Genomic DNA, 24,217 nt, shown 5'->3' with positions numbered 1-24,217 from the left:
ATAGTCAGGAGCAGATATGCCAGTTAATCTTTCTTCATTGTTTTCTGCAGTAAATGAGGTTTCTCCGGTAAATAATAAAGAAGCCCAGTCAGCAGAAAATGCCGGCAATACGTCAGGAGCACAAAATATATCAGGAACTATACAAAAAACAGCTGATGAAGCAGGAATTGCCATGCTTAAAAATATGCTTAAAGGAGATACATTTTCCGGACAGATTGTTAATGTGTCAGATGGCAACGCATTATTGCAGCTTACAAACGGCAGCCTTATCAATGCAAAACTTGCTGAATCGGCGAAAGGACTTGCAAATGGTCAGATTCAGACATTTATAGTTGATGGACAAAGCTCTGATGGAATTACTGTAAAGCTGCTTGGAACGAAACAGCAGGAAAATGTAATTATATCAAAAGCACTTGAGGCGGCGGGCCTTGATAATAATGAAGAAAATGCAGGTCTTGTAAAGACGCTGCTCTCACTTAATATGCCAATTGATGCAAAGACGCTTGGTGAACTTGCAAAAACAGTTCTTGAATTTCCTGATACATCAGATGCCACTATTGCTAATCTTATGCGGCTTCAGATACCTGTTACACAGGAAAATATTACACAGTTTGAAGCATATAAAAGTTATGAACACAGTGTGCTGTCTGATATTAATACTATGGAAGATGGATTTTCACAGCTTTTCAATTCAATGATTTCAGATAGTGGTGATGCACAGTCAGCACAAAAGTCAGCTTCATTATTTGATAATCTGACAGAAATACTTTATGATGGAAATAAAACTGAAAGCACTAATATATCAGATGTGTTTGATAATGACACAATTAATAGACTTAAAGATATAATAAAAGAGGCAGCCGGAAGCCAGACTGACAGTTCATCTGTAAAACAGCTTCTGGATAAATTGAATAATAATCAGGCGTCAATACATGATGTTATATCAGGATTGGCAGATATAATAAAAAATGACAGAAGTGGACAGACACTGCTTAAAAATATTGGGAGTGATTTTTTGGGCAGGCTTATAAAAGAGATGACTAATGAGACACTCAAGCTTAATCCTTCTGATGTTGCTAATCCGGATGGAATTAAAAATTATTATAAACGTATAAAAAATGTTATGGAAAAAATGTCGGAAAATTCGGAACTATCCGATAAGGCAGGAAACATCTCAAAGAGCATGGAATCAATAAAAAGTAATATTGATTTTATGAATGACCTTAATAAAAATATGACATATTTCCAGATGCCGCTTCGTTTTTCCCAGAGCGATGCAAATGGTGAATTATATGTATTTACAAATAAAAAAGCACTTGCACAGGGAACAGACAATGTGAGTGCACTTCTTCATCTTGATATGGAAAATCTCGGACCTGTTGATGTATTTGTCCGACTTAACAAGAAAAATGTCTCGACAAATTTCTGCCTTGAGAGCGAAGAACTGCTTGATTTCGTATATTCTAATATAGATAAATTAAATGCGAGATTAAAAGCACTAGGGTATAATACAACATTTGAAATGAAGCTCAACAGCGAACAAAAAGATTTTGATTTTGTAAATGATTTTGTTGATAAAGATATACCGAAAAATAAGACATCGCAGTATGTTTTTGATGTAAAGGCATAATTCTTATAAAATATTTATAAATTGTTATACTTTATTTATTGATATGTTTTTAACATGGTATAAAATAGGAGATGTAAATTGAACGGACAAAATTTTTTTGAAAATAAAAAAGAAAAAGATGATAAACCTAAAATTTCAGTTGCCCTTCAATATAATCCTGATGAGGAAGCACCAAAGATTATTGCATCAGGAAGAGGAATTATTGCAGATAAGATTATTGACAAGGCTAAAGAGAATGATGTACCTGTTTATCAGGACAGCAAGCTTGCAAATACGCTTTCAAAGCTTGAAATCGGTGATATGATACCGCCGGAATTATATGGTGTTGTAGCAGAGATTCTTGTCTTTGTCGATGAATGCGACAGAATAAGGGGAAAAGTTAAACATTGAGTATAAATAATAGAAAACTGGGTTCAAAGTGGGAACATGCGGCTTCCGATTATCTTAAAAAATCAGGATATGAGATATTGGAGACTAATTTCAGATGCCGTATCGGTGAGATTGATATAATAGCAAAAGCGGAAGATACACTTTGTTTTATAGAAGTAAAGTATAGAAAAACAAGCAGATATGGCTTTGCGGCTTCGGCTGTAACACAGGCAAAGCAGCAGATTATAAGACGCGTTGCACAGTATTATCTGTATACACATAATATTGCAGATACTCAATGCAGATTTGATGTTGTGGCTTTTGATGCCGGAAATCCGCAGATTATAAAGAATGCATTTTAAAGCTGACAGGGCTGCCTGTGACACATTGGATGTGGGAAAAGATTATAATAAAAACAATACAGGGGTTATAATGAACAGTAATAATTTTGGGCGTATTGTAAGAAAAGATAATGAACGCCTTTTTTATAATATTTTTAAAACATATGGCATGGCAGATATTAAAGAGTCGAATTATATTGACACAATACATTTGTACAATGAACCTGTGCCTCATATTAAGTTTGCACCTTTTGAAAAGTCCTCATTTGTCAGCCAGTGTTTTTCAACGAGACTGGGAGGCGTAAGCAGTGGAATGTTTAAGAGCATGAATCTGACATTTAATAAAGTCGGAAGTTATGAAGCTGATTTGCGTGATAATGTTATGGAAAATTTCAGGCGTATGGGTAAAGTGATTAATACGCCTGTTGAAGATATGGTTTATTCAAAACAGACACATACCAATAATGTTTTGTATGTTGATGACAGTAATCGTGGAATGGGAATAGTGAAAGACAGGAATTATGATAATATAGACGGTCTTGTCACTGGTACGAAGGAACTTACGCTTGTGACATCGTTTGCGGATTGTATCCCTGTTGTCATGGCAGATGAAAAATCACGCTGCATAGCATCAGTTCATGCCGGATGGCGTGGAACAGTCAGCAATATTGTTAAGAATGCCATAAATATGATGACAGATAAGTTTGGAAGCAATCCGTGCGATATAATTGCATTTATCGGTCCGGGAATATGTGGTGACTGCTATGAAGTGTCACAGGATACAATAAATGAATTCAGAAAAAACTATAGCCAGAGCGAATGTGAACTTATAATTCAGCCGGAAAATAAACCTGGAAAATATCTTCTTAACTTGTCAGGGGCTGATTATATTAATCTGATTAACGCAGGTGTCAGACCGGAAAACATTTACCTGTCTGATGTATGCACAAGCGATAACAGCGATATTTTGTTTTCACATCGTGCAAGCAGCGGAAAACGAGGAATAATGTGTAATTTTATAAAAATAATTAACTAATATATTAATACCCGGAGGATAACCATGAATGAATTAGAACTTTTAAATGATACTGAGGAAATAATGCCTGAAAATATTATTACAAAGGAGCAGTTCGTCAAATTCGTTGAGAATAGTGTGAAATTTGAGGAGCTTATGATGATGTACAGATGTGCGATAAGGGAAGTGCAGACAAAGCTTGAAATATTAAATGATGAATTTAAGACAAAACGCCAGCGTAATCCGATTGACAGCATACGTTCAAGAATCAAATCGCCTTTGAGCATATATGAGAAACTTAAAAGAAGGAATCATCCTATTTCAATACAGTCGATAGCAGACAATCTTAATGATGTTGCGGGAATCCGTGTTGTTTGTCCGTTTATAAGTGATATTTATGATGTTGCACGCATGCTTATATCACAGGACGACGTGGAGGTTATGGAAGTAAAAGATTATATCAAAAATCCAAAGCCGAACGGTTACAGAAGTCTCCATTATGTAGTAATTATTCCTATTTTCTTATCGTCAGGAAAAGAATATATGAAAGTTGAAGTCCAGATAAGAACGATTGCCATGAACTTCTGGGCAAGTCTCGAACATCAGATGCATTATAAACAGTTTGATAATGATGATATGCCTGAAATAGTAAAACAGCTTACAGAATGTGCTGAAAATATTTATCATACAGATGTACGGATGCAGGAAATCAGGGAAGATATACATAAGTTTAATGAATAAACATTTATAAAAAACTTAAAAGCTGCCGCTTAACGATAGATTGTGTTAAGCAGCAGCTTTGTTTTATTTACGCGTGTAACGAGCCAAAGTCCGTGCTTGCACGAGACCTTGGCGACTGCCGCGATAACTTGAGAAACTCGCGGAGCGTGTTTCTCATAGTTATGTGAATAATGAATTTTAAAAATCAATGTTTTTTCTTTTTTCTTTTGGCACTATTAGTTATAAAAAATACTATAAGTGCAAGAATTGCGATAGGAAGAAGCAATGAAAGAACAGTTGTCATTATTTCTGAATAAATTGGATTGTCAAATATTGATTTTTTGATGTTTTTATATTCGGCTGTTTTTACTATATTTTCAAGTTCTGTTTTCATGTTGTCTGTAAGCACTGACTGGTTTGTCTGGAGCGAAAATGAAATTGCCTTGCCACGCATGATTGTATAATATTTTCTGAGATAAACAGTTACATCATTATTGGCAATTGAAGTTACATCTGTTACAAAGTATGTAACACCGTTGATTTTATCAATATATGAATTGGTAATGTTTTCCGTGACAATCTCATTTTTTGTGTTGTCTCTTGATTCGACATATGATTTGAAACTGCTTTGTAACTCATCATTGCTTAAATCGTTAAGTGATTCTACACCGGAAGGAGCGTCTTTTCCGCTTAAAAGTATTTCATATGTAACATTCTGCTTTGGTATGATTTCAAGATAAATATTATTAACTTTCATAAGTGCACGAAGCTGTTCTACGTCATCTGCACCGATAAGGTCAAGATAAGAATTGTTAGATGTAACATTCTGTGTGAAACAGACAAGGTCGTCCGAAACTGTTACAGCGACATCAAGGTCGGCAATTTTGTAAGTCGATGCTTTTGAAGTGTCGGAAAGAGAAATGTCTTCTGCCATTACAGGAACAAGTGATGTGATGGCAAGCTGCAGTCCGATTAAGACGGCTGCTGCCGATTTACACAATTTTTTGAATCGTGATGTATTTTTTAACATTAAAAATGTACCTCCAATAAATATTAACACGTCTATAACAATATCACATAACTTTACAAAATACAATTTAACTGCTATTATATATTAGATTATGTTTATTAATTTTTTGTAAATTTGTTAATGGAGGCTATAGATGAGCAAACCTATTGTAGCTGTTGTCGGCAGACCAAATGTTGGAAAATCAACATTATTTAATGACCTTGCGGGACAGCAGATTTCTATTGTAAAAGATACACCCGGTGTTACAAGGGACCGTATTTATGCAGATGTGACATGGCTTGACAGGTCGTTCACACTTATTGATACAGGCGGTATTGAACCTGAAACTAATGATATTATTCTTTCGCAGATGCGTGAGCAGGCTGAGATAGCTATTGAGACAGCTGATGTAATCATATTCCTTACTGATGTGCGTCAGGGGCTTGTTGATTCAGATGCCAAAGTTGCTGATATGCTCCGCCGTTCTCATAAGCCGGTAATACTTGTTGTAAATAAAGTTGATAATTTCGATAAGTTCATGCCGGATGTATATGAATTTTATAATCTTGGCATCGGCGACCCGATTCCGGTTTCTGCTGTTTCAAAGCTGGGAATTGGAGATATGCTTGATGAAGTAATTAAGCATTTTCCTGAAGATTCAGATGGCGATGAGGAAGATGACAGACCTAAGATTGCTATAGTAGGCAAACCTAACGTAGGTAAGTCATCAATTGTAAATAAACTTGTCGGTAAAAACAGGGTTATTGTTTCCGATATTGCCGGTACTACAAGAGATGCTATTGATACAACGATAAAGTATAATAACAAAGAGTATGTATTTATTGATACAGCGGGATTACGCCGTAAAAACAAGATAAAAGAAGAAATTGAAAGATACAGTATTATACGTACTGTAGCGGCTGTTGAGCGTGCTGACATTGTTATTATTGTAATTGATGCGATAGAAGGCGTTACAGAGCAGGATGCAAAGATTGCCGGTATTGCACATGAACGCGGCAAAGGTATAATTGTTGCCGTGAACAAATGGGATGCAATCGAAAAGAATGATAAGACGATATATGAATATACTAATAAAATAAAAGATACGCTTTCATTTATGCCTTATGCAGAGATTCTTTTTATTTCAGCACTCACAGGACAGCGTCTCAATAAGATTTATGAGCTTATTGATGAGATTATTGACAGCCAGAACATGCGTGTGCCTACAGGTGTGCTTAATGAAATACTTACAGAAGCAGTTGCTATGCAGCAGCCACCTTCAGATAAAGGAAAGCGTTTAAGAATTTATTATATTACACAGGTGTCTGTAAAACCGCCTACATTTGTAATGTTTGTAAATGATAAGCAGCTTACTCATTTTTCGTATACAAGATATATTGAAAATAAGATTCGTGAGGCATTTGGCTTCAGGGGAACTTCAATAAGATTTATTAACAGGGAACGCAAGGAGAAAGACTGATGTTAGAACGTGTGATTTGTCTTGTAACCGGCTATCTTTTAGGCTCAATAATCCAGGCCGGCTACTGGTATGGAAGATTTAAGCATATTGATATAAGAAAATATGGAAGCGGTAATGCCGGAACAACTAATGTTATGAGAACACTTGGCAAAAAAGCCGGTATGACAACATATCTTTTTGATGCATTAAAGCCAATTATGTGTATGGCTATAATTCATTTTGTATTTGGCAATAAGAATGGTAATGAGCTTCTTCTGATGATGTATGGCGGACTTGGCGTTGTGCTTGGACATAATTTCCCATTTTACCTTAATTTTAAGGGAGGAAAGGGAATTGCTGCGACATCGGGAATTGTACTCGGACTTTTATTTTATCCTACACACTGCTGGGCATTTGCTGTACTTGGAGCATTGACATTCGGTCTTGTTACGTATTTTTCAAAGTATGTATCACTCGGTTCACTTATGGGAATCGGCATGTGGTTTGTTGAATTCGTAATATGGGGCTGTGTCGGCTGGCTTCCACTTTCAGGAAGTGTACTGTATGAATGTTACGGAGTAGTATTTATAATTACACTTCTTGGATTTATACAGCATAGAGGCAATATTAAGCGTCTTATCAACGGAACCGAGCGTAAAGTCGGACAGAAGAGAACGGAGGAAGTAAAATAATGGCTGAAGTTACTATAATGGGTGCAGGAAGCTGGGGGCTTGCCCTTGCTATTCTGCTTAATAACAACGGACATCATGTAAATGTATGGTCAGTATTTCCTGATGAGGTAGAACTGCTTGCAAAAGAGCGTGAAAATAAAAAGTGTCTTCCGGGTGTCCATATTCCTGAAAATATTGAATTTTCTGCTGATACAGAATATGTTGTTGAAAAATCGGATGTTATCGTTCTTGCGGTTGCGTCTCCTTACACAAGGTCAACGGCAAAGCTTTTTGCACCTTATGTAAAAAAAGGACAGTATATTGTCAATGTAGGCAAAGGAATTGAAGAGGATACGCTGATGACGCTCTGTCAGGTTGTCGAGCAGGAAATACCGCAGTGTACGGCAGCGGTTCTTTCAGGACCGAGCCATGCTGAGGAAGTGGGTAGAATGATTCCTACAACATGTGTAATCGGCACGCATAAAAAAGAAGATGCTGAATATCTTCAGAATATATTTATGAATGATGTGTTCCGTGTATACACAAGTCCTGATATGCTTGGAATATGCATTGGTGGTGCATTAAAGAACGTTATAGCACTTGCTGCCGGTATTGCTGATGGCCTTGGCTATGGAGATAATACAAAAGCTGCACTTATAACGAGAGGAATAACAGAGATTGCAAGACTTGGAATTGCCATGGGTGCAGACCCGATGACATTTACAGGCCTTACTGGAATTGGCGACCTTATTGTAACATGTGCAAGTATGCACAGCCGTAACAGACGTGCCGGTATTCTTATCGGAAAAGGTTATACAAAAGATGAAGCAATGGCAGAAGTACAGATGGTTGTTGAGGGCGTTTATGCTGCGAAAGCGGCACATAAGCTTGCAGAAAAATATAATGTTGAGATGCCTATAGTTGAACAGGTCAATGCTGTTTTGTTTGATGATAAAAAGCCGTCAGAGGCTGTAAAAGAGCTTATGCTTCGTGATAAAAAGATTGAGCTGGCAGACAGCGATTGGAGGTAATATATTGAGAGTTATTGCAGGAACAGCAAGAAGTCTTCCTTTAAAGACTGTTGATGGAATGGATACAAGACCAACAACAGACAGAATAAAAGAGACACTTTTTAATATGCTTCAGACAGATGTATATGCATCAAGATTTCTTGATTTATTTGCAGGAAGCGGAGCTATAGGAATAGAAGCTTTGAGCCGTGGTGCCAAAGCTGCTGTATTTGTGGAACATTCAAAACAGTGTGTTGAATGTATAAAAGATAATCTCAAATTTACAAAGCTTTCCGATAAGGCTGTTGTAATGGAACAGGATGTGTTATCGGGAATAAGCAGACTTGCCGGGAAAGGTGTTTTTGATATAGTATTTATGGATGCACCTTATAAAACAGGACAGGAAAGAGATGTCCTTGTGGCATTAAAGAACGGCGATATTATTGATAAATACACAATAATCATAATTGAGGAGGCACTTGATACAGATTTATCATATGTATCTGAACTTGGTTATGAAATATACAAAGAAAAAAGATATAAAACAAACAAGCATGTTTTTTTAAGGATTGGAGAATAAAATGAAAACTGCTATTTATCCCGGAAGTTTTGACCCGGTGACATTTGGACATTTAGATATTATTAAGAGGTCAGCCTCACTTGCGGATCACCTTATAGTTGGTGTCCTTAATAATAGTTCAAAAACGCCATTGTTTTCCGTGGACGAACGTGTTAATATGATAAAAGAGGTCACGGCTGATATACCTAATGTTGAGGTCTTGAGTTTTTCCGGGCTTTTGGTTGATTTTGCAAGGAAGCATAATGTTCAGGTTATAATAAGGGGACTTCGTGCTGTTACAGATTTTGAATACGAGCTTGCAATGTCACAGACTAACAGAGTGGCTAATCCTGATGTTGACACAATCTTTTTAAATACAAGCCTCAAGTATGCTTATCTTAGTTCGAGCATTGTTAAAGAGATGGCACAATATGGTGGTGACATAAGTAAATTTGTGCCTGCACAGGTTGTAGATTTAGTATATGAAAAATACCATATAAAAAATAAATAAAGGGGATATACATGATGAGTAGAATAGAACAGGTAATAAGTGATATAGAGGCTTATCTTGATGACTGTAAATTTCAGCCATTTTCTAACACAAAAATAATAGTAGATAAAGACCAGTTAGAAGATATGCTTGCAGAGCTTCGTTTAAAAACACCGGAAGAAATTAAGAAATATCAGAAGATAATTAATAATAAAGAAGCAATTTTAAATGATGCAAAAGAGCAGGCAGATGCTATTCTTGATGCTGCCAAGGTTCAGACAGAAGAACTTATCAATGAGCATGAGATTATGCAAAGAGCGTATGCACAGGCAAACCAGCTTATTGAACAGGCTACTGCACAGGCCCAGTCTATTCTTGACAATGCGACAGAAGATGCTAACAGCATAAGAATGGGTGCGGTTGCATATACAGATGATATGCTTTCAAAGCTTCAGTACATAATTGAACATTCAATAAAAGATAATAAAGAAAAATATAATTCTTTAATATCGGACCTTGAGAATGTCCTCGCAGTTGTAAATAATAACCGTAATGAGCTTAATGCAAGTAATTCGGATGATGATGAGACAGACAGTGAACAAAAAGATTCCCAGCCGGCATTGGAGTCTGCTGGTGATAAAGCTGACAGATTTGATGTTGATGTTCCAATGTCAAATCAGTAATATTAAGATTATAAATTTAATTTATTTAATGTGATTGTATTTTCGGAGAATATGGGATGAATAGTCTTGTATTCTCCGAAATTGTTTATTATTTAAAGAATGACTATGCAAAAAACACCTGTTATGAATGTGCACAGTATTTTTCCGTAAATATATTTTCTGATTGATAATCCGCTTCCGTTAATCATACCCATAGTCTGCATGATTGTGGAGAACCCTCCGAAAGAATTAATTAAAATAATAAATGCAGTGATTAATTTTTTATCTGCATTGATTTTTCCTGCCATATATATTCCGTTGGTAATTTCGGTAATGCCGCAGATTACCGCAGGAACAATGTCGTTTTTAAACGGTATTACATTTATGTATGCTGATATACATGAAAATATTACGATATATCCGCCGAGTTTAATCATGTTTTTGGCGGTGTTAAGAATGGCATCATCAATGATGTCTGCCATGCTTAAACAGGATCGTGGATTTTTACGATTGTCAGGCATACCGGAAATATGCAAAGGTAAAGGGCTTTTGTCATGGATGCAAATATAATAAAAAGCAGTGCCCAGAATACATAAAAAAAGAGGAGCATAAATGCATATTAAAATTTTAAATTTGCCGGATGTCTGCGGAAGCTGCAAAAATATGTAATTAATTATAAATGACGGACTGGATACATTGCAGAATGGCATAAGCATTTCACATAGTGTATCTTTGTATTTATGATGTCTGCAATATTCAGAGGCAAGTATCGCACCGAGAGGATAACCGCAGACAAGTCCGGCGAGTGTGATATATATGTATATAATTCCTTTTTTTTCGCTGTATCTATGAGAAAATGCCATAATGCAGGATGAGACGGCTGCTGCCGGAAAAAGTCCTGGAAGAATAGTTAAAGCCCATAATTTAAGTCCTGTTAAAGCTCCGTTAAATGCAATTTTCGGAAATATGATAAATAAAAGAAAAACAGTTACTGTTAATAAGAAAAAATATATTTTTTTATTTTTTAAATTCATTTAATGTACATCTGCCGCATAAATAATTAATAAAAAATATGCGAAATAAAAATGAAACATGCCAAAAAGCTTATAATTTTAATTCTTGTAAGTTCAATAATCATTAATCTCGAGTTAAGATTTGTTACAGACAATAATTATGTTTTGTTAAATCTGAAGGTGGAGAATGAAGCGTTTACATCACTTCAGCTTGATATTACACCCGATAGTGCGGACAGGAATGCACAAAGGCTTGGAATGAGTAAAGGTGAGATTATTCTTATTGCACTTATGATGAATAACTATAGCGTTAATGATGATATTTTGGATAAGCTTGATAAGAGAGTGTGTGTGAGAAATAAAAACAGGCTGATGCATTTTAACGGAGAAGAATTTGAATTTTACACAAATGTAATTGACTCGCTGATTATTGATATGGAGTATTTTCCTGTAGCACGGTCAAAGACGAGAAAAACATGGGTGGAATACGAGGATTCATGGGGAAATGAGCGTACATACGGAGGGAAGCGGACACATGAGGGGTGTGATATAATGTCAGAAGAAAATAAACGCGGAGTGATGCCGGTTATCGCTGCAAGCGGCGGGACAGTGACAAACTTAGGCTGGCTTGAACTTGGCGGGTGGCGTATAGGAATTACATCAGATAACGGAATTTATTATTATTATGCACATCTTGATTCTTATGCAGATAATATGGCAGAGGGCACTAAGATACGAAAGGGTCAGCTTATCGGATATATGGGAGATTCGGGATACAGTAAAGTTGAGGGGACAGTCGGAAAATTTAATGTGCATCTTCATTTTGGGATATATATTTATGTAGATGGAAAAGAGACTGCATTAAATCCGTATTATCTTTTGAAGAACATAAGCAACAAAATACTGTATTATCAATATTAAATATGTTACAATAAAATATAAAAGAATTTTTAATAAGACAAAAATTTAATAATATAAAAACGGGAGAAATATATGAATTTACCTGAACAATATCTTGAAAATATGAAAGAACTTCTGGGCACGGATTTTGATGCATATATAGAAAGTTTCAATGACAGCCGTCTTTACGGATTGCGAGTAAATACAATGAAAATATCAGTCGAGGATTTTCTTAAAATAAGTCCGTTTAAACTTACTCCGATTCCATGGATTGAAAATGGATTTTATTACAGTGAGGATGATAAGCCTGCGAAACATCCGTATTATTTTGCAGGACTTTATTACATCCAGGAACCGAGTGCAATGACACCTGCCAATGTTCTCCCTGTCGAGGAGGGCGATATAGTATTTGACATGTGTGCGGCACCCGGCGGCAAGTCTACTGAGCTTGGAGCAAAGCTTAACGGAAGCGGACTCTTAGTGACTAATGATATAAGCAATTCAAGAGCAAAGGCACTTCTTAAAAATGTTGAGGTGTTTGGTATTCCTAACGTATATGTTGTAAGTGAAGACCCGAAAAATATACAGCCTGGGTTTAATGAATTTTTTGATAAAATTCTTATAGATGCACCATGTTCCGGTGAGGGAATGTTCAGAAAAGACAATAAGCTTATAAAGAGCTGGGAAAAAACTGGTCCGGAATTCTATGCAAAGATACAACGTGATATAATTCTTACAGGAGCAGATATGTTAAAGCCGGGTGGCAAGATGCTTTATTCAACATGTACATTTTCAAAACTTGAAGATGAAGAAACGGTTCGTCACCTTCTTATCAACAGACCTGATATGCACCTTATAGACATAAAGCATTATGATGGATTTTCAAGTGGCTTTACATATGATGACGAGCTTAAAAATATGCATCTTGAGAAAACTGTAAGGATTTTTCCGCATAAAATGGAGGGAGAAGGACATTTTGTTGCATTGTTTGAAAAGAAAAGTGACGGCGAAACTCCATTTAAGGGTCATGGCATAATACATAAGCAGAAAAATACGAAGTTAGCCACGGAACTTGAAGATTTTCTTGGAAAATTAAATAAAGACACTGTCAATTTTGATATAGAAAATGCAAAAGATAATATTATGATAAAGGATAATTATGTTTATCTTTGCTCTCCTTATATGCCTGGCCAGAAAGGCCTGAGAATTATGAGAACAGGGCTTTTGCTGGGAGAATTAAAAAAGAACCGCTTTGAGCCAAGCCAGGCACTTGCAATGGTTTTAAAAATGTCAGATTATCCTGATGTTATAAATCTTCCTGCATCAGATGAGCGTGTAATCAAATATTTAAAAGGTGAAACACTTGATCTGCCGGAATTTGACGGAAAAACAGGAGACGGATGGAATCTTTTCTGCGTTGACGGATATCCTCTCGGCTGGGGAAAGTTCAAAAATGGTTCATTAAAAAATAAATATCTTGCGGGATGGAGATGGCAATGAGTTTGATAAGGCTTGATAAATATCTTGCGGACATGAAAGCCGGAACAAGAAGTGAAGTCAAAGAATATATACGAAAAGGCCGTGTGCAGGTAGATGAAATAACTGTAAAAAAGCCTGAACAGAAAGTAGATATAATGACACAGAAAGTATTTCTGGATGGCAGAATGATAAGCTATGTAACAATGGAATATTATATGCTTAATAAGCCGTCTGGTGTGCTAACAGCTACAATGGACAAAAATGCAAAGACTGTGCTTGATCTGATGAATGTGAAAAGAAAAGATCTTTTTCCGGTCGGACGACTTGATAAAGATACAGAAGGTCTTTTGCTTATAACCAATGATGGAGAGCTTGCACATAATCTGCTTGCACCAAAAAAGCATGTTGATAAGACATATTATGCCAGGGCAGCAGGACGCATAAAGGAAGAGGCTATAAAGCTGTTTGCGGACGGACTGCATGTTGATGATGAATTTACGGCACTTCCGGCGAAACTTGAACTTAATGGATATAATGATAAAGATAATTACACAGATGTAATAATAACAATCCATGAAGGAAAGTTTCACCAGATAAAAAGAATGTTTGAAGCTGTAGGAAGTGAAGTTTTATATCTTAAAAGATTAAGAATGGGAAGCCTTGTGCTTGACGAAACGTTAAACCCGGGAGAATACAGAACTTTGACACAAAAAGAGATAGATGAATTATATAACTGTAACTGAAAAAACAGATGAATACATTCATTGGAAGTTACGGAATGGAGAATTAATATGATTAAGGATTTTCTGCCGGTAAGCCGGTCAGATGTGGAAAAAAGAGGCTGGGAACAGTGCGATTTTGTATATATAACAGGTGATGCATATGTGGACCACTCATCATTTGGACATGCAATAATAAGCAGGGTTTTAGAATCTTTTGGATACAAAGTTGGTATAATACCACAGCCGGACTGGAAAGATAAAGACAGCATAACATTGCTTGGGAAACCGCGTCTCGGATTTCTTGTCACAGCCGGAAATATGGATTCAATGGTAAACCACTATACTGTTAATAAAAAAAGACGCCACACGGATGCTTATTCACCGGGTGGCAAAATGGGAATGCGTCCTGATTATGCAACAATAGTTTACTGTAATCTCATAAAACAGACTTATAAAGATGTTCCGATTATAATAGGCGGAATAGAGAGTTCGCTCAGAAGACTTGCACATTATGATTACTGGTCAGATAAAGTAAAACATTCAATACTTATAGATTCCGGTGCGGATTTACTATTATATGGAATGGGCGAAAAATCTGTTGTTGAAGTGGCAGATGCACTTGACAGCGGCATGGACGTATCAGACATAACATATGTCAAAGGCACTGTATATAAAGCAAAAGATACTGACAGTCTGTATGATTATATTGAACTGCCGGATTATGATGAGGTTTCATCAGATAAGATTTCATATGCAAAAAGCTTTAAAATCCAGCATGAAAATACAGACGCATTTACAGCAAAAACACTTGTTGAGAAATACAAAAATAAATGCTTCGTAGTACAGAATCCACCGGCAGAACCGCTTACAACCATGGAGATGGATGATGTATATGCTCTTCCTTACATGCGTAATTATCATCCTATGTATGAAAAACAGGGCGGAATTCCGGCATTATCAGAAATAAAGTTCAGTATAACAAGCAACAGGGGATGTTTTGGCGGATGCTCATTTTGTGCATTGACATTTCATCAGGGACGAATCGTGCAGACAAGAAGCCACGAATCAATTATAAATGAGGCTGTGTGCATGACAAAGGATAAAGATTTTAAAGGATATATCCATGACGTCGGAGGACCGACTGCTAATTTCCGTCACCCTTCATGCCAGAAACAGCTGACAAAAGGTGTATGCACAAACAGGCAGTGTCTTTACCCGTCACCTTGTAAAAATCTTACGGTTGACCACAAGGATTACATAAGCCTGTTAAGAAAGCTAAGAGCTGTTCCTGGAGTAAAGAAAGTATTTATACGCTCGGGAATACGTTTTGATTACTGCATGGCAGATTCTGACGATACTTTTTTATCAGAACTCTGTAATTATCACATAAGCGGACAGCTGCGTGTGGCACCTGAACATATAAGCGAAAATGTATTAAAATATATGGGAAAACCGGCAAACACAGTTTATCAGGCATTTATAAAGCGTTATCAGAGAATTAATGCAAAGACAGGAAAAGAACAGTTTGTCGTTCCGTATCTTATGTCATCACATCCGGGTTCAACTATGAAAGAAGCTATTGAACTTGCTGAATACATAAGAGACTTAGGATACATGCCGCAGCAGGTACAGGATTTTTACCCCACACCATCGACATTGTCAACATGCATGTATTATACAGGTGTTGACCCAAGAACGATGGAGCCTGTATACACACCTGTGTCATATCACGAAAAAGCCATGCAGCGTGCGTTGATACAATATAAAAATCCTGAGAATTATGACCTTGTAAAAGAGGCTCTCATAAAAAATAACAGAACAGATTTAATTGGATTTGACAAAAATTGCCTTATTCCGCCAAGACTTCTTAAAAATGAAAAGCATGGCGAATCAAATAAAAGAAAGTCTGCTGATGTTAAAAATACAAGAAATATAAATAACGCAAAAAAGACGAAAAGTACAAAAAATGCTAAATTTGTAAAAGACGAAAAGAAGGAGAATGGATTACATGGCAGGAAAAGAAAAAGGTGAATTTGGTTATCTTAATTACCGAAAAAAATTAAATCTCATAAAAATGATAGTTTCATTTGCTGTTGTGGCAGCAGTTCTTATTATTGGTTTTATTGTATACAAAACAAGAGCAAATATATTTACAGTTGCAGCGATTGTGCTTGTTCTTCCGGCAGCAAAAATGGCAGTTGCATATTTTGTTGTTCTGCCTCACAAACCGGCTGATAATGAATTAAAAGAAAAAGTAGAATCAAAGTCTGGAAGTCTTGGCGTATATTACGATTTGATATTTTCAAACAGCAAAAAACCTATAGGAACTCAGGCAGTAGTAGTTTCTGATGCAGCTGTAATTGCACTTACAAATGAAAAAAATGCTGATAAAAAGCTTTTTGAGACAAGTCTTAAAGATTTTATGGCAAACGACTCAAGAAATGTCAATGTGACGCTTTATAATGACGAAAAATCATTTTTATCAAGGGTATCAACACTTGCATTATCAAAAGATGACAGTACACCAAATATGAATATAGAAAAGAATGCACATTCTTTGTTGTCAATGTGTATTTAGAATAAAACGGAGATTTTATGAAAGAATTTATTATTTCACATCAGGAGGAAGGACAGCGTTTTGACAAGTATCTGGTAAAATGCCTGCCTAAAGCACAGAAAAGTTTTCTGTACAAAATGTTAAGAAAAAAGAATATTGTACTTAATGGAAAAAAGGCTGATGGAAATGAAAAAATAAAAGCCGGTGACAGCGTAAAAATATTTTTTTCAGATGAGACATTTGAAAAATTTTCAGATGAAAAAACAAGCACTAAAATTGCAGCTGTGCCTGATAAAGTAAAACTTGATGTGCTTTATGAAGACGATAAATTTCTTATTGTAAATAAGCCATCGGGAATGTTATCACAAAAAGCAGAAAAAAATGATATTTCGCTTGTCGAATATGTCAATGATTACCTTGCTGCGAAAGAAGAACATAAAGAGAATACATTTAAGGCCGGTATATGCAACAGACTTGACAGAAATACAAGCGGAATAGTTGTTGCCGGAAAGTCTGTTGTGGGACTTCAGGAAATGTCAGCGGCATTTCACGATAGAACGATAAAAAAGTATTATATATGTATTGTAAAGGGCAGAGTATCAAAGAGAGTTCATATTAAAGGATGGCTTAGAAAAGATGCGGATGTCAATAAAGTCAATGTTGTAAAAAATATACCACATGGTGCGGGCATGGATGATTATACGGCGATTGAGACTGAATATTTTCCAGTGTGTATATCTGATGAATTGTCGCTTGTCAAAGTGCATCTTATAACGGGAAAGACGCATCAGATAAGGGCACATCTTGCATATGAAAAACATCCGCTTGCGGGGGATGCAAAGTATGGAGACAAAACTTTCAACAGATATTTTAAAGAAAAATATGGCATAAAAAACCAGATGCTGCATGCTTATGAGCTAGATATACCTAATGCCATAAGCGGCAATATGAATATTGATAATGCAGCTGATAAAGATAATACATACATCAATGATACAGGAGAGATGTGTATCCGTACAAATGTACCGGATGGGTTCATTAAAGTTTTAAAAGGAGAAAATCTATGGCAACATGGAACTCAAGAGGACTTAGAGGCTCTACATTAGAAGATTTTATCAATCTCGCAAATGAAAAATATCAGCAGAGCAATCTGGCACTGATACAGAAAATTCCTACACCTATAAAACCTATTAAAATAGACAAAGACACAAGACATATAACGCTTGCCTATTTTGATATGAAAAGTACGGTTGATTATATAGGTGTTGTTCAGGGAATACCGGTATGTTTTGATGCGAAAGAGACGGCAGTTGATATATTTCCTCTGCAGAATATACATGAACACCAGGTGAATTTTATGTCTGACTTTGAAAAACAGCAGGGTATTTCGTTTATAATTTTGTATTTTTCTTCCAGAGATGAGTTTTATTATGTACCTTTCTGTGATATAATTTACTTTTGGAACAGAGGCAAAAATGGCGGTAGAAAGAGCTTTACATATGATGAAATTGATAAGAGCTACCGCATACATGCATCGAAAGGCGTTCCGGTTCATTATCTTGATGCTTTGCAAAAAGATATTATGTCCAGAGACTGATTGATTTTATGAGGAGGTTTTATGGAAAAAAATATTATTGAAAAATATGAACTGATAGATGGTCATGCAATTATAGATATGAATTATAATATTATCACTGCAAATGAAGAAATGTACCGTTTTATCGGCATATCTACAATGACATCAATTCTAGAATCAATTCATCAGGTTGACCTTGATGATTTCATGGATGTTGCACATCATTTAAGACAGGATCAGGAAGCTGATATGGTTATCAGAATGAGACGTTCAGATAATTCATACCGCTGGATTCTTCTTCACATTGCACATTTTCAGTTTGTGTCAACGGACAATTCGTTTGAATATTTTGAATTGTCTGCATCGGATATACTTGCATTGAAAAAACAGAATGCAACACTTCAGAATAATATGCAGAGTTTCAGGCATCTTCTTGCAATGGAAAATGAACTGTTCTTTATTTATGATTATAAAACCCATAACTTTAAGATAAATAATTTCATTGACAATGAAATACATAACATAATTGATATGGATATGTCTGAACTTACATCAAAGATGGAAGATGAGCATCTTATTTCAGATGATACAATTGATGAGTATAATGCATTTGTTGCTGATATGAAAAAAGGCACGGTTTCATATACTCACAGATTTAAGACAAATATGCTTACAAAGAAAGCTGAGTATGACCTGATAGAATTAAAGGTCACAACTATTTACAGTGAAAATAAGCCGGCCAAAGCTGTTGCCAGTATACGCAATCTTACTAATTCACAGGGCTACCAGAGCGTTACAACTTACAATTTTGAAAAAGCAGGAAGTTATTTTACGTCGGCTGATATTGAGCAGTTCTGCGATAATAATATACAATATAATCCGGCATGTGAATTCTCGCTTATGCTTCTAGAGATAGATGACCTTGACGTAATGACGGCAGAGGCAGGAAAAGAATATGCGGATAGTATTCTTTATACAGCATTACAGACTGCAAAACAGATGATATCATACAGAGGAATAGTATGTGAGATTGAACATAATCTGATATGCATTGCAATTCGTGATATTAATTCAGAAGTAAACTTACGTTCATTTCTTGAGTCACTTAGAAACCAGATTGCATGGAATGTGCTTCTGATGAACGGAAAGAAAAATCTTACTTTTTCTATTGGAATTGCAAGATATCCGCAAAATGGCATAACGATGGAACTTGTAAAGAAAAAACTTTATCGAGCATTTGATATTGCACATGAGAGAGGACACAATCATTATATTATTTATCGTGAACATTTACACGGTGAAATAAGTTGACATTAAGATTATTATCCTGTATAATCTGAACAGTTTTACGAATTATCACGTTACCACGATAAAGTGGCAGACGCAGGAATGGAGATTTTATATGAAGAGAGATTTATTACATACACCTGAGGGCGTACGGGATATTTATAATGGTGAATGTGCCAGAAAGTCGGTGATTCAGGAAAGATTGCACGATGTCTGCCTTAAATATGGTTACAATGATATTCAGACACCAACAATAGAATTCTTTGATGTTTTTAGCAAAGAGCGAGGCAGTGTGCCATCTAATGAAATGTTCAAACTCTTTGACAGATATGGAAATACACTCGTTCTAAGACCTGATATGACACCTTCAATAGTAAGAACGGCAGCAAAGTATTATGCAGATAATCTTCTGCCGGTTAAATTGTGTTATGCAGGCAATACATTTATTAATGTGAGCAAGTATTATCAGGGTAAATTAAAGGAAAATACAATGGTAGGTGCAGAGCTTATCGGTGATTCTTCAATTGATGCTGATTTTGAGATAATTTCAATGGTTATAGACTGTATGAAAAATGCAGGTCTTACTGAATTCCAGGTTGAGATTGGTAATGTGTCATATTTTAAGGGCCTGCTAGATGAAGCGGGAATCGGCGGTGATGATGAGGAAAATCTTGTATCACTTATACAGGAAAAGAATTTTCTTGGTGTTGAAGAACTTCTTGAATCATTAAATATCGATAAACACATTGCTGATGTTTTACTTGCACTTCCACAGTTATTTGGTTCTGTTGAAGTCCTTGAGAAAGCAAAAGCACTCACTGATAATAAGGAGTGTCTCGCAGCAATTGACAGATTGTATGCATTATATAATCTTTGCCGGATTACAGGTGCGGATAAATATGTTTCGTTTGATCTTGGTGAACTTAGTAATCATGCATATTATACAGGAATTGTATTCCATGCATATACATTTGGGACAGGCGAGCCTGTAATCGGCGGCGGTCGTTATGATAAGCTTGTTGGCCAGTTCGGACGTGAAAAGGCAGCCATAGGTTTTTCTATAACACTCGACAGTCTCATGGCTGCAATAACAAGACAGAATATAGATATTCCTGTTGATATTGATGGAACACTTCTTGTATACAGTTCTCAAAATCTTTCACAGGCGGTATCGATGGCAGACTCATTAAGAAAGAAAGGTATACGTGTATGCATGACATCATGTAATTCTGAAAAGACTAAAGAGCAGTATGTTGAATATGCGGCTGACTCACAGCTTGCCAATGTAGTATTTCTTCCTGACTGCACAAATACAGATGTTTCATCTGCAGAATTTCTGGGACTTACAGTACAGACTGTTGATGTAAAAGATAACTGCACAAAAAATATAACTGTAGAACAGCTGCTTGGAGGTAAGTATTAATGAGATATATTACAATTGCACTTTCAAAGGGTCGTCTTGCTAAGAAAGCGTTAGAGATATTTGAACATATTGGCATTACATGTGATGAGATGAAAGACGAAAATACAAGGAAACTTATATTCACCAATGAAGAACTTGGATTAAAGTTTTTCCTTGCAAAACCGTCAGATGTACCTACATATGTTGAATATGGTGCGGCAGATATAGGAATTGTCGGAAAAGATACGCTTCTTGAAGAAGGCCGTACGCTTTATGAAGTATATGATTTAAAGGTGGGCAACTGTAAAATGTGTGTATGCGGTCCATCATCTGCGAAAGAAAAATTGCAGCACCATGAGCTTATACGTGTTGCTTCAAAATATCCTAACATTGCAAAAGACTATTTTTACAATAAAAAACATCAGACAGTTGAGATTATCAAGCTTAACGGCTCAGTAGAACTTGCACCTATTGTCGGTCTTGCAGAAGTTATCGTTGATATCGTTGAGACAGGTGCGACGCTTCGTGAAAACGGACTTGAGGTTCTTGAGGAAATATGTCCGCTCTCAGCAAGAGTTGTTGTTAATCAGGTAAGCATGAAAATGGAAAATGAAAGAATTAACAAGATTCTTTCAGATTTGCGTAAATATATGGAAAATTGTTAACGAGCAGACAACTGCGGAATGGAGAAAATGATATGAGAATTGTAAAACTGACTAAGGAAAGTAAATCAAACATACTTGAAAATCTTTTAAAGAGAAGTCCTAACAGCTATGGAAAGTTTGAAAGTGCCGTTGCGGATATACTTGCAAATGTAAAATCAAGAGGCGACGATGCTTTATTTGAATATACAAGAAATTTTGATAAGGCAGATATTAATCCTTCAAATATTGTTGTGACACAGGAAGAGATTGATGAGGCATATTCACTTGTAGATGACAAGCTTCTTGATGTTATAAGAAAAGCACTTGTAAATATCCGTGATTATCATGAAAAACAGAAACAGTACAGCTGGTTTGATTCTAAGCCGGATGGAACAATTCTCGGACAGAAAGTTACAGCATTATCAAGAGTAGGTGTATATGTGCCTGGCGGAAAGGCAGCATATCCTTCGTCAGTTCTTATGAATGTAATGCCGGCAAAGGTTGCAGGAGTTGAACAGATTGTTATGTGTACTCCTCCTGATAAAGAAGGCAAAGTATATCCGACAACACTTGTTGCTGCAAAAGAAGCCGGCGTCGATGTGATTTACAAAGTCGGTGGTGCACAGGCTATCGCAGCTATGGCATACGGTACAGCATCGGTTCCTAAGGTTGATAAGATTGTGGGACCTGGTAATATTTATGTTGCACTTGCAAAAAAGGCTGTATTTGGTTATGTAAGCATTGATTCTGTAGCAGGTCCTAGTGAAATTATGGTTATTGCTGATGAGACTGCAAATCCAAGATTTGTTGCAGCTGACCTTCTCTCACAGGCAGAGCATGATGAGATGGCATCTGCAATTCTTGTGACAACAAGTGAAGAACTTGCAAAGAAAGTGTCAGCTCAGATTGATGAATTCTTAAAAGAACTTTCAAGAAGTGAGATTATCAGCAAATCTCTTGAAAATTATGGCTACATTCTTGTTGCTGATTCTATTGATGAGGCAATTGAAGTTGCCAATGATATTGCATCAGAACATCTTGAAATTGTGACAAAAGACCCATTTAATGTTATGACAAAGATTAAAAATGCCGGTGCTATTTTCCTTGGTGAATACAGTTCAGAACCACTTGGTGATTATTTTGCAGGCCCTAACCATGTACTTCCAACTAATGGTACGGCAAAATTCTTCTCACCTTTAAGCGTTGACGATTTCATCAAGAAATCAAGTATCATTTCATACTCAAGAGAAGCACTTGAGCTTATACATAACGATATAGAAACATTTGCAAAGGCAGAGCACCTTACAGCACATGCGAACTCAATACATGTACGTTTTGAAGGAGATAAGTAAAATGGCTGAAAAAAATGTTCGTCAGGCTGAAATAAGCCGTAAGACAAATGAGACAGATATAAAGATGAAACTTGTTATTGATGGAACAGGTGAAGCAGATATTGATACAGGAATAGGCTTTTTTGACCATATGCTTAACAGTTTTGCCAGACATGGTCTTTTTGACCTTACGTTAAAAGTAAGGGGTGACCTTGTTGTTGACTGCCATCATACAATTGAGGATGTTGGAATAGTTCTTGGCGAGGCAATAAAAGAAGCTATAGGAGATAAAAAAGCCATAAGACGATATGGGGATATAACACTGCCTATGGACGAGGCACTTATACTTTGTGCAATTGATTTATCGGGCCGTCCTTACCTTGTATTTGACGGAAATTTCACATCTGACAGGGTGGGATATTTTGATACACAGATGGTTAAAGAATTTTTCTATGCTGTATCTTATGGTGCAGGAATGAACCTTCATATACGCCAGATAAGCGGGGAGAATGACCACCATATTATTGAGGGCATGTTTAAGGCGTTTGCAAAAGCCCTTGATGAAGCTACAATGAAAGATTCAAGAATTAAATCAGTGCTTTCCACAAAAGGTACACTTTAAAAAGATTGGAGATTAACATGCGACTTTATCCAGCTATAGATATAAAAGACGGAAAATGCGTCAGATTAAAAAAAGGACTTTTTAACGAAGTTACAGTATATTCTGATAAACCATATGAAATAGCCGAAAGTTTTGAGGCAGACGGTGCTAAATTTATACATACTGTTGACCTTGATGGCGCAAGAGGCGGCCACTCAGTAAATTCAGAGACAATAAAGAAGATTGTTGACAGTGTATCAGTTCCTGTCCAGCTTGGCGGCGGAATAAGAACACTTGAAGATATTGAGACAGTTCTTAATCTTGGTATATATCGTGCAATCATAGGCACAAAAGCCGTTGAGAATCCTGATTTTATCAGACAGGCTATTGAAAATTTCGGTGCAGAACATATTGTTGTCGGAATTGATGCAAAAAATGGAATGGTAGCCGTTGAAGGCTGGGAAAAAGTCAGTGATAAAACAGCTATTTCACTTGCACTTGCAATGAAAGATATAGGTGTGAAAACTATTGTATATACGGATATATCAAAAGATGGCATGTTATCAGGACCAAATATTGAACAGACAAAGCTTCTGTCTGATAAAACCGGTATAGATATTATTGCATCAGGCGGCATGTCATGTATGGATGATCTTCGCAATGTATACAAAGCCGGTATCCATGGTGCAATCATGGGTAAATCATTATATGAGAAAAAAATCATATTAAAAGATGCAGTAAAAGAATTTGAAAATTAAAGGAGACTTATA

26 protein-coding genes are annotated in these 24,217 nt (G+C 36.2%); 24 read left to right on the top strand and 2 right to left on the bottom strand.

Translation table 11 applies throughout. From position 1 onward, the window contains the following. Window positions 1-16 precede the first annotated feature (16 nt). The 5 genes from fliK to WMO38_RS05530 all read left to right on the top strand — a co-directional run bounded on the left by fliK (window position 17) and on the right by WMO38_RS05530 (window position 4,096). Window positions 17-1,630: a flagellar hook-length control protein FliK gene (gene fliK, locus WMO38_RS05550; protein WP_349161840.1), complete on the top strand. Its 1,614-nt coding sequence runs from the start codon at window positions 17-19 to the stop codon at window positions 1,628-1,630. A 78-nt stretch (window positions 1,631-1,708) separates the two neighbouring features. Further along, window positions 1,709-2,020 carry an EscU/YscU/HrcU family type III secretion system export apparatus switch protein gene (locus WMO38_RS05545; RefSeq protein ID WP_021866741.1) on the top strand — a complete coding sequence of 104 codons (312 nt, stop codon included), beginning with the start codon at window positions 1,709-1,711 and terminating at the stop codon, window positions 2,018-2,020. Then, a complete protein-coding gene (locus tag WMO38_RS05540; RefSeq protein ID WP_349161839.1) occupies window positions 2,017-2,361 on the top strand; it encodes a YraN family protein in 345 nt (114 codons plus the stop codon). The genes WMO38_RS05545 and WMO38_RS05540 overlap by 4 nt, the downstream gene beginning before the upstream one ends. Next, window positions 2,351-3,376: a peptidoglycan editing factor PgeF gene (pgeF, locus tag WMO38_RS05535; protein ID WP_349161838.1), complete on the top strand. Its 1,026-nt coding sequence runs from the start codon at window positions 2,351-2,353 to the stop codon at window positions 3,374-3,376. Before WMO38_RS05540 ends, pgeF begins: the two co-directional genes overlap by 11 nt. Window positions 3,377-3,400: 24 nt before the next feature. Continuing rightward, window positions 3,401-4,096 carry a GTP pyrophosphokinase gene (locus tag WMO38_RS05530; protein WP_349161837.1) on the top strand — a complete coding sequence of 232 codons (696 nt, stop codon included), beginning with the start codon at window positions 3,401-3,403 and terminating at the stop codon, window positions 4,094-4,096. Between the two features lie 184 nt (window positions 4,097-4,280). Here the strand turns inward: WMO38_RS05530 and WMO38_RS05525 are convergent, their stop codons facing one another. After that, a complete protein-coding gene (locus WMO38_RS05525) occupies window positions 4,281-5,105 on the bottom strand; it encodes a hypothetical protein (protein ID WP_349161836.1) in 825 nt (274 codons plus the stop codon). A gap of 133 nt (window positions 5,106-5,238) precedes the next feature. Here WMO38_RS05525 and der point away from each other — a divergent pair, with 133 nt between their 5' ends. The 6 genes from der to WMO38_RS05495 are packed head-to-tail and all read left to right on the top strand — an operon-like array spanning window position 5,239 to window position 9,956. Then, window positions 5,239-6,564: a ribosome biogenesis GTPase Der gene (der, locus tag WMO38_RS05520; RefSeq protein ID WP_186836900.1), complete on the top strand. Its 1,326-nt coding sequence runs from the start codon at window positions 5,239-5,241 to the stop codon at window positions 6,562-6,564. Continuing rightward, window positions 6,564-7,235: a glycerol-3-phosphate 1-O-acyltransferase PlsY gene (gene plsY, locus WMO38_RS05515; RefSeq protein ID WP_021866735.1), complete on the top strand. Its 672-nt coding sequence runs from the start codon at window positions 6,564-6,566 to the stop codon at window positions 7,233-7,235. The genes der and plsY overlap by 1 nt, the downstream gene beginning before the upstream one ends. After that, entirely contained in the window at window positions 7,235-8,245 is a 1,011-nt protein-coding gene (locus tag WMO38_RS05510) for an NAD(P)H-dependent glycerol-3-phosphate dehydrogenase (RefSeq protein WP_186836901.1), read from the top strand. Before plsY ends, WMO38_RS05510 begins: the two co-directional genes overlap by 1 nt. 4 nt (window positions 8,246-8,249) lie before the next feature. Continuing rightward, on the top strand, window positions 8,250-8,804 hold the full coding sequence (rsmD, locus tag WMO38_RS05505; RefSeq protein WP_186836902.1) for a 16S rRNA (guanine(966)-N(2))-methyltransferase RsmD: 555 nt from the start codon (window positions 8,250-8,252) through the stop codon (window positions 8,802-8,804). A 1-nt stretch (window position 8,805) separates the two neighbouring features. Continuing rightward, window positions 8,806-9,294, top strand: a complete 489-nt coding sequence (gene coaD / locus WMO38_RS05500; protein ID WP_021866732.1) for a pantetheine-phosphate adenylyltransferase — start codon at window positions 8,806-8,808, stop codon at window positions 9,292-9,294. Between the two features lie 11 nt (window positions 9,295-9,305). After that, window positions 9,306-9,956: an ATP synthase subunit B family protein gene (locus tag WMO38_RS05495; RefSeq protein ID WP_243204299.1), complete on the top strand. Its 651-nt coding sequence runs from the start codon at window positions 9,306-9,308 to the stop codon at window positions 9,954-9,956. A 92-nt stretch (window positions 9,957-10,048) separates the two neighbouring features. On the opposite strand, the gene WMO38_RS05490 is transcribed toward WMO38_RS05495, so the two are convergent. Next, entirely contained in the window at window positions 10,049-10,417 is a 369-nt protein-coding gene (locus WMO38_RS05490) for a hypothetical protein (RefSeq protein ID WP_349161835.1), read from the bottom strand. Between the two features lie 603 nt (window positions 10,418-11,020). Between WMO38_RS05490 and WMO38_RS05485 the strand changes: the two genes are divergently transcribed. The 13 genes from WMO38_RS05485 to hisA all read left to right on the top strand — a co-directional run bounded on the left by WMO38_RS05485 (window position 11,021) and on the right by hisA (window position 24,205). Next, window positions 11,021-11,869 carry a M23 family metallopeptidase gene (locus tag WMO38_RS05485; RefSeq protein ID WP_349161834.1) on the top strand — a complete coding sequence of 283 codons (849 nt, stop codon included), beginning with the start codon at window positions 11,021-11,023 and terminating at the stop codon, window positions 11,867-11,869. Window positions 11,870-11,941: 72 nt separating this feature from the next. After that, window positions 11,942-13,348 carry an RsmF rRNA methyltransferase first C-terminal domain-containing protein gene (locus WMO38_RS05480; protein WP_349161833.1) on the top strand — a complete coding sequence of 469 codons (1,407 nt, stop codon included), beginning with the start codon at window positions 11,942-11,944 and terminating at the stop codon, window positions 13,346-13,348. Then, entirely contained in the window at window positions 13,339-14,070 is a 732-nt protein-coding gene (locus WMO38_RS05475) for a pseudouridine synthase (RefSeq protein ID WP_349161832.1), read from the top strand. The genes WMO38_RS05480 and WMO38_RS05475 overlap by 10 nt, the downstream gene beginning before the upstream one ends. A 48-nt stretch (window positions 14,071-14,118) precedes the next feature. Then, window positions 14,119-16,080 carry a YgiQ family radical SAM protein gene (locus WMO38_RS05470; RefSeq protein ID WP_349161831.1) on the top strand — a complete coding sequence of 654 codons (1,962 nt, stop codon included), beginning with the start codon at window positions 14,119-14,121 and terminating at the stop codon, window positions 16,078-16,080. Then, the gene (locus tag WMO38_RS05465) at window positions 16,058-16,627 is read left to right on the top strand and encodes a hypothetical protein (protein ID WP_349161830.1); all 570 of its coding nucleotides are present in this window, start codon (window positions 16,058-16,060) and stop codon (window positions 16,625-16,627) included. The genes WMO38_RS05470 and WMO38_RS05465 overlap by 23 nt, the downstream gene beginning before the upstream one ends. A 17-nt stretch (window positions 16,628-16,644) precedes the next feature. Further along, a complete protein-coding gene (locus WMO38_RS05460) occupies window positions 16,645-17,712 on the top strand; it encodes an RluA family pseudouridine synthase (RefSeq protein ID WP_349161829.1) in 1,068 nt (355 codons plus the stop codon). Next, complete coding sequence (locus WMO38_RS05455) at window positions 17,670-18,203, top strand: Holliday junction resolvase RecU (RefSeq protein ID WP_349161828.1); 534 nt, start codon at window positions 17,670-17,672, stop codon at window positions 18,201-18,203. The genes WMO38_RS05460 and WMO38_RS05455 overlap by 43 nt, the downstream gene beginning before the upstream one ends. 21 nt (window positions 18,204-18,224) lie before the next feature. Then, window positions 18,225-19,493 (top strand): diguanylate cyclase domain-containing protein, encoded by a 1,269-nt coding sequence (locus tag WMO38_RS05450; RefSeq protein ID WP_349161827.1) that lies wholly within the window; start codon window positions 18,225-18,227, stop codon window positions 19,491-19,493. 91 nt (window positions 19,494-19,584) lie between these two features. Further along, a complete protein-coding gene (gene hisZ, locus WMO38_RS05445) occupies window positions 19,585-20,892 on the top strand; it encodes an ATP phosphoribosyltransferase regulatory subunit (protein ID WP_349161826.1) in 1,308 nt (435 codons plus the stop codon). Further along, entirely contained in the window at window positions 20,892-21,536 is a 645-nt protein-coding gene (hisG, locus tag WMO38_RS05440) for an ATP phosphoribosyltransferase (protein WP_021866720.1), read from the top strand. The genes hisZ and hisG overlap by 1 nt, the downstream gene beginning before the upstream one ends. A gap of 32 nt (window positions 21,537-21,568) precedes the next feature. After that, complete coding sequence (gene hisD / locus WMO38_RS05435) at window positions 21,569-22,867, top strand: histidinol dehydrogenase (protein ID WP_021866719.1); 1,299 nt, start codon at window positions 21,569-21,571, stop codon at window positions 22,865-22,867. A gap of 1 nt (window position 22,868) precedes the next feature. Continuing rightward, a complete protein-coding gene (hisB, locus tag WMO38_RS05430; RefSeq protein WP_186836909.1) occupies window positions 22,869-23,468 on the top strand; it encodes an imidazoleglycerol-phosphate dehydratase HisB in 600 nt (199 codons plus the stop codon). A 17-nt stretch (window positions 23,469-23,485) separates the two neighbouring features. Continuing rightward, window positions 23,486-24,205, top strand: a complete 720-nt coding sequence (hisA, locus tag WMO38_RS05425) for a 1-(5-phosphoribosyl)-5-[(5-phosphoribosylamino)methylideneamino]imidazole-4-carboxamide isomerase (protein ID WP_186836910.1) — start codon at window positions 23,486-23,488, stop codon at window positions 24,203-24,205. Window positions 24,206-24,217: the final 12 nt, after the last annotated feature.

It is taken from the genome of Lachnospira hominis (ex Hitch et al. 2025) (assembly GCF_040096395.1).
Taxonomy (GTDB): Bacteria; Bacillota; Clostridia; order Lachnospirales; family Lachnospiraceae; genus Lachnospira; species Lachnospira hominis.
Note: the sequence above shows the minus strand (reverse complement) of the source record. Positions and strands in the feature narration are given on the sequence as shown.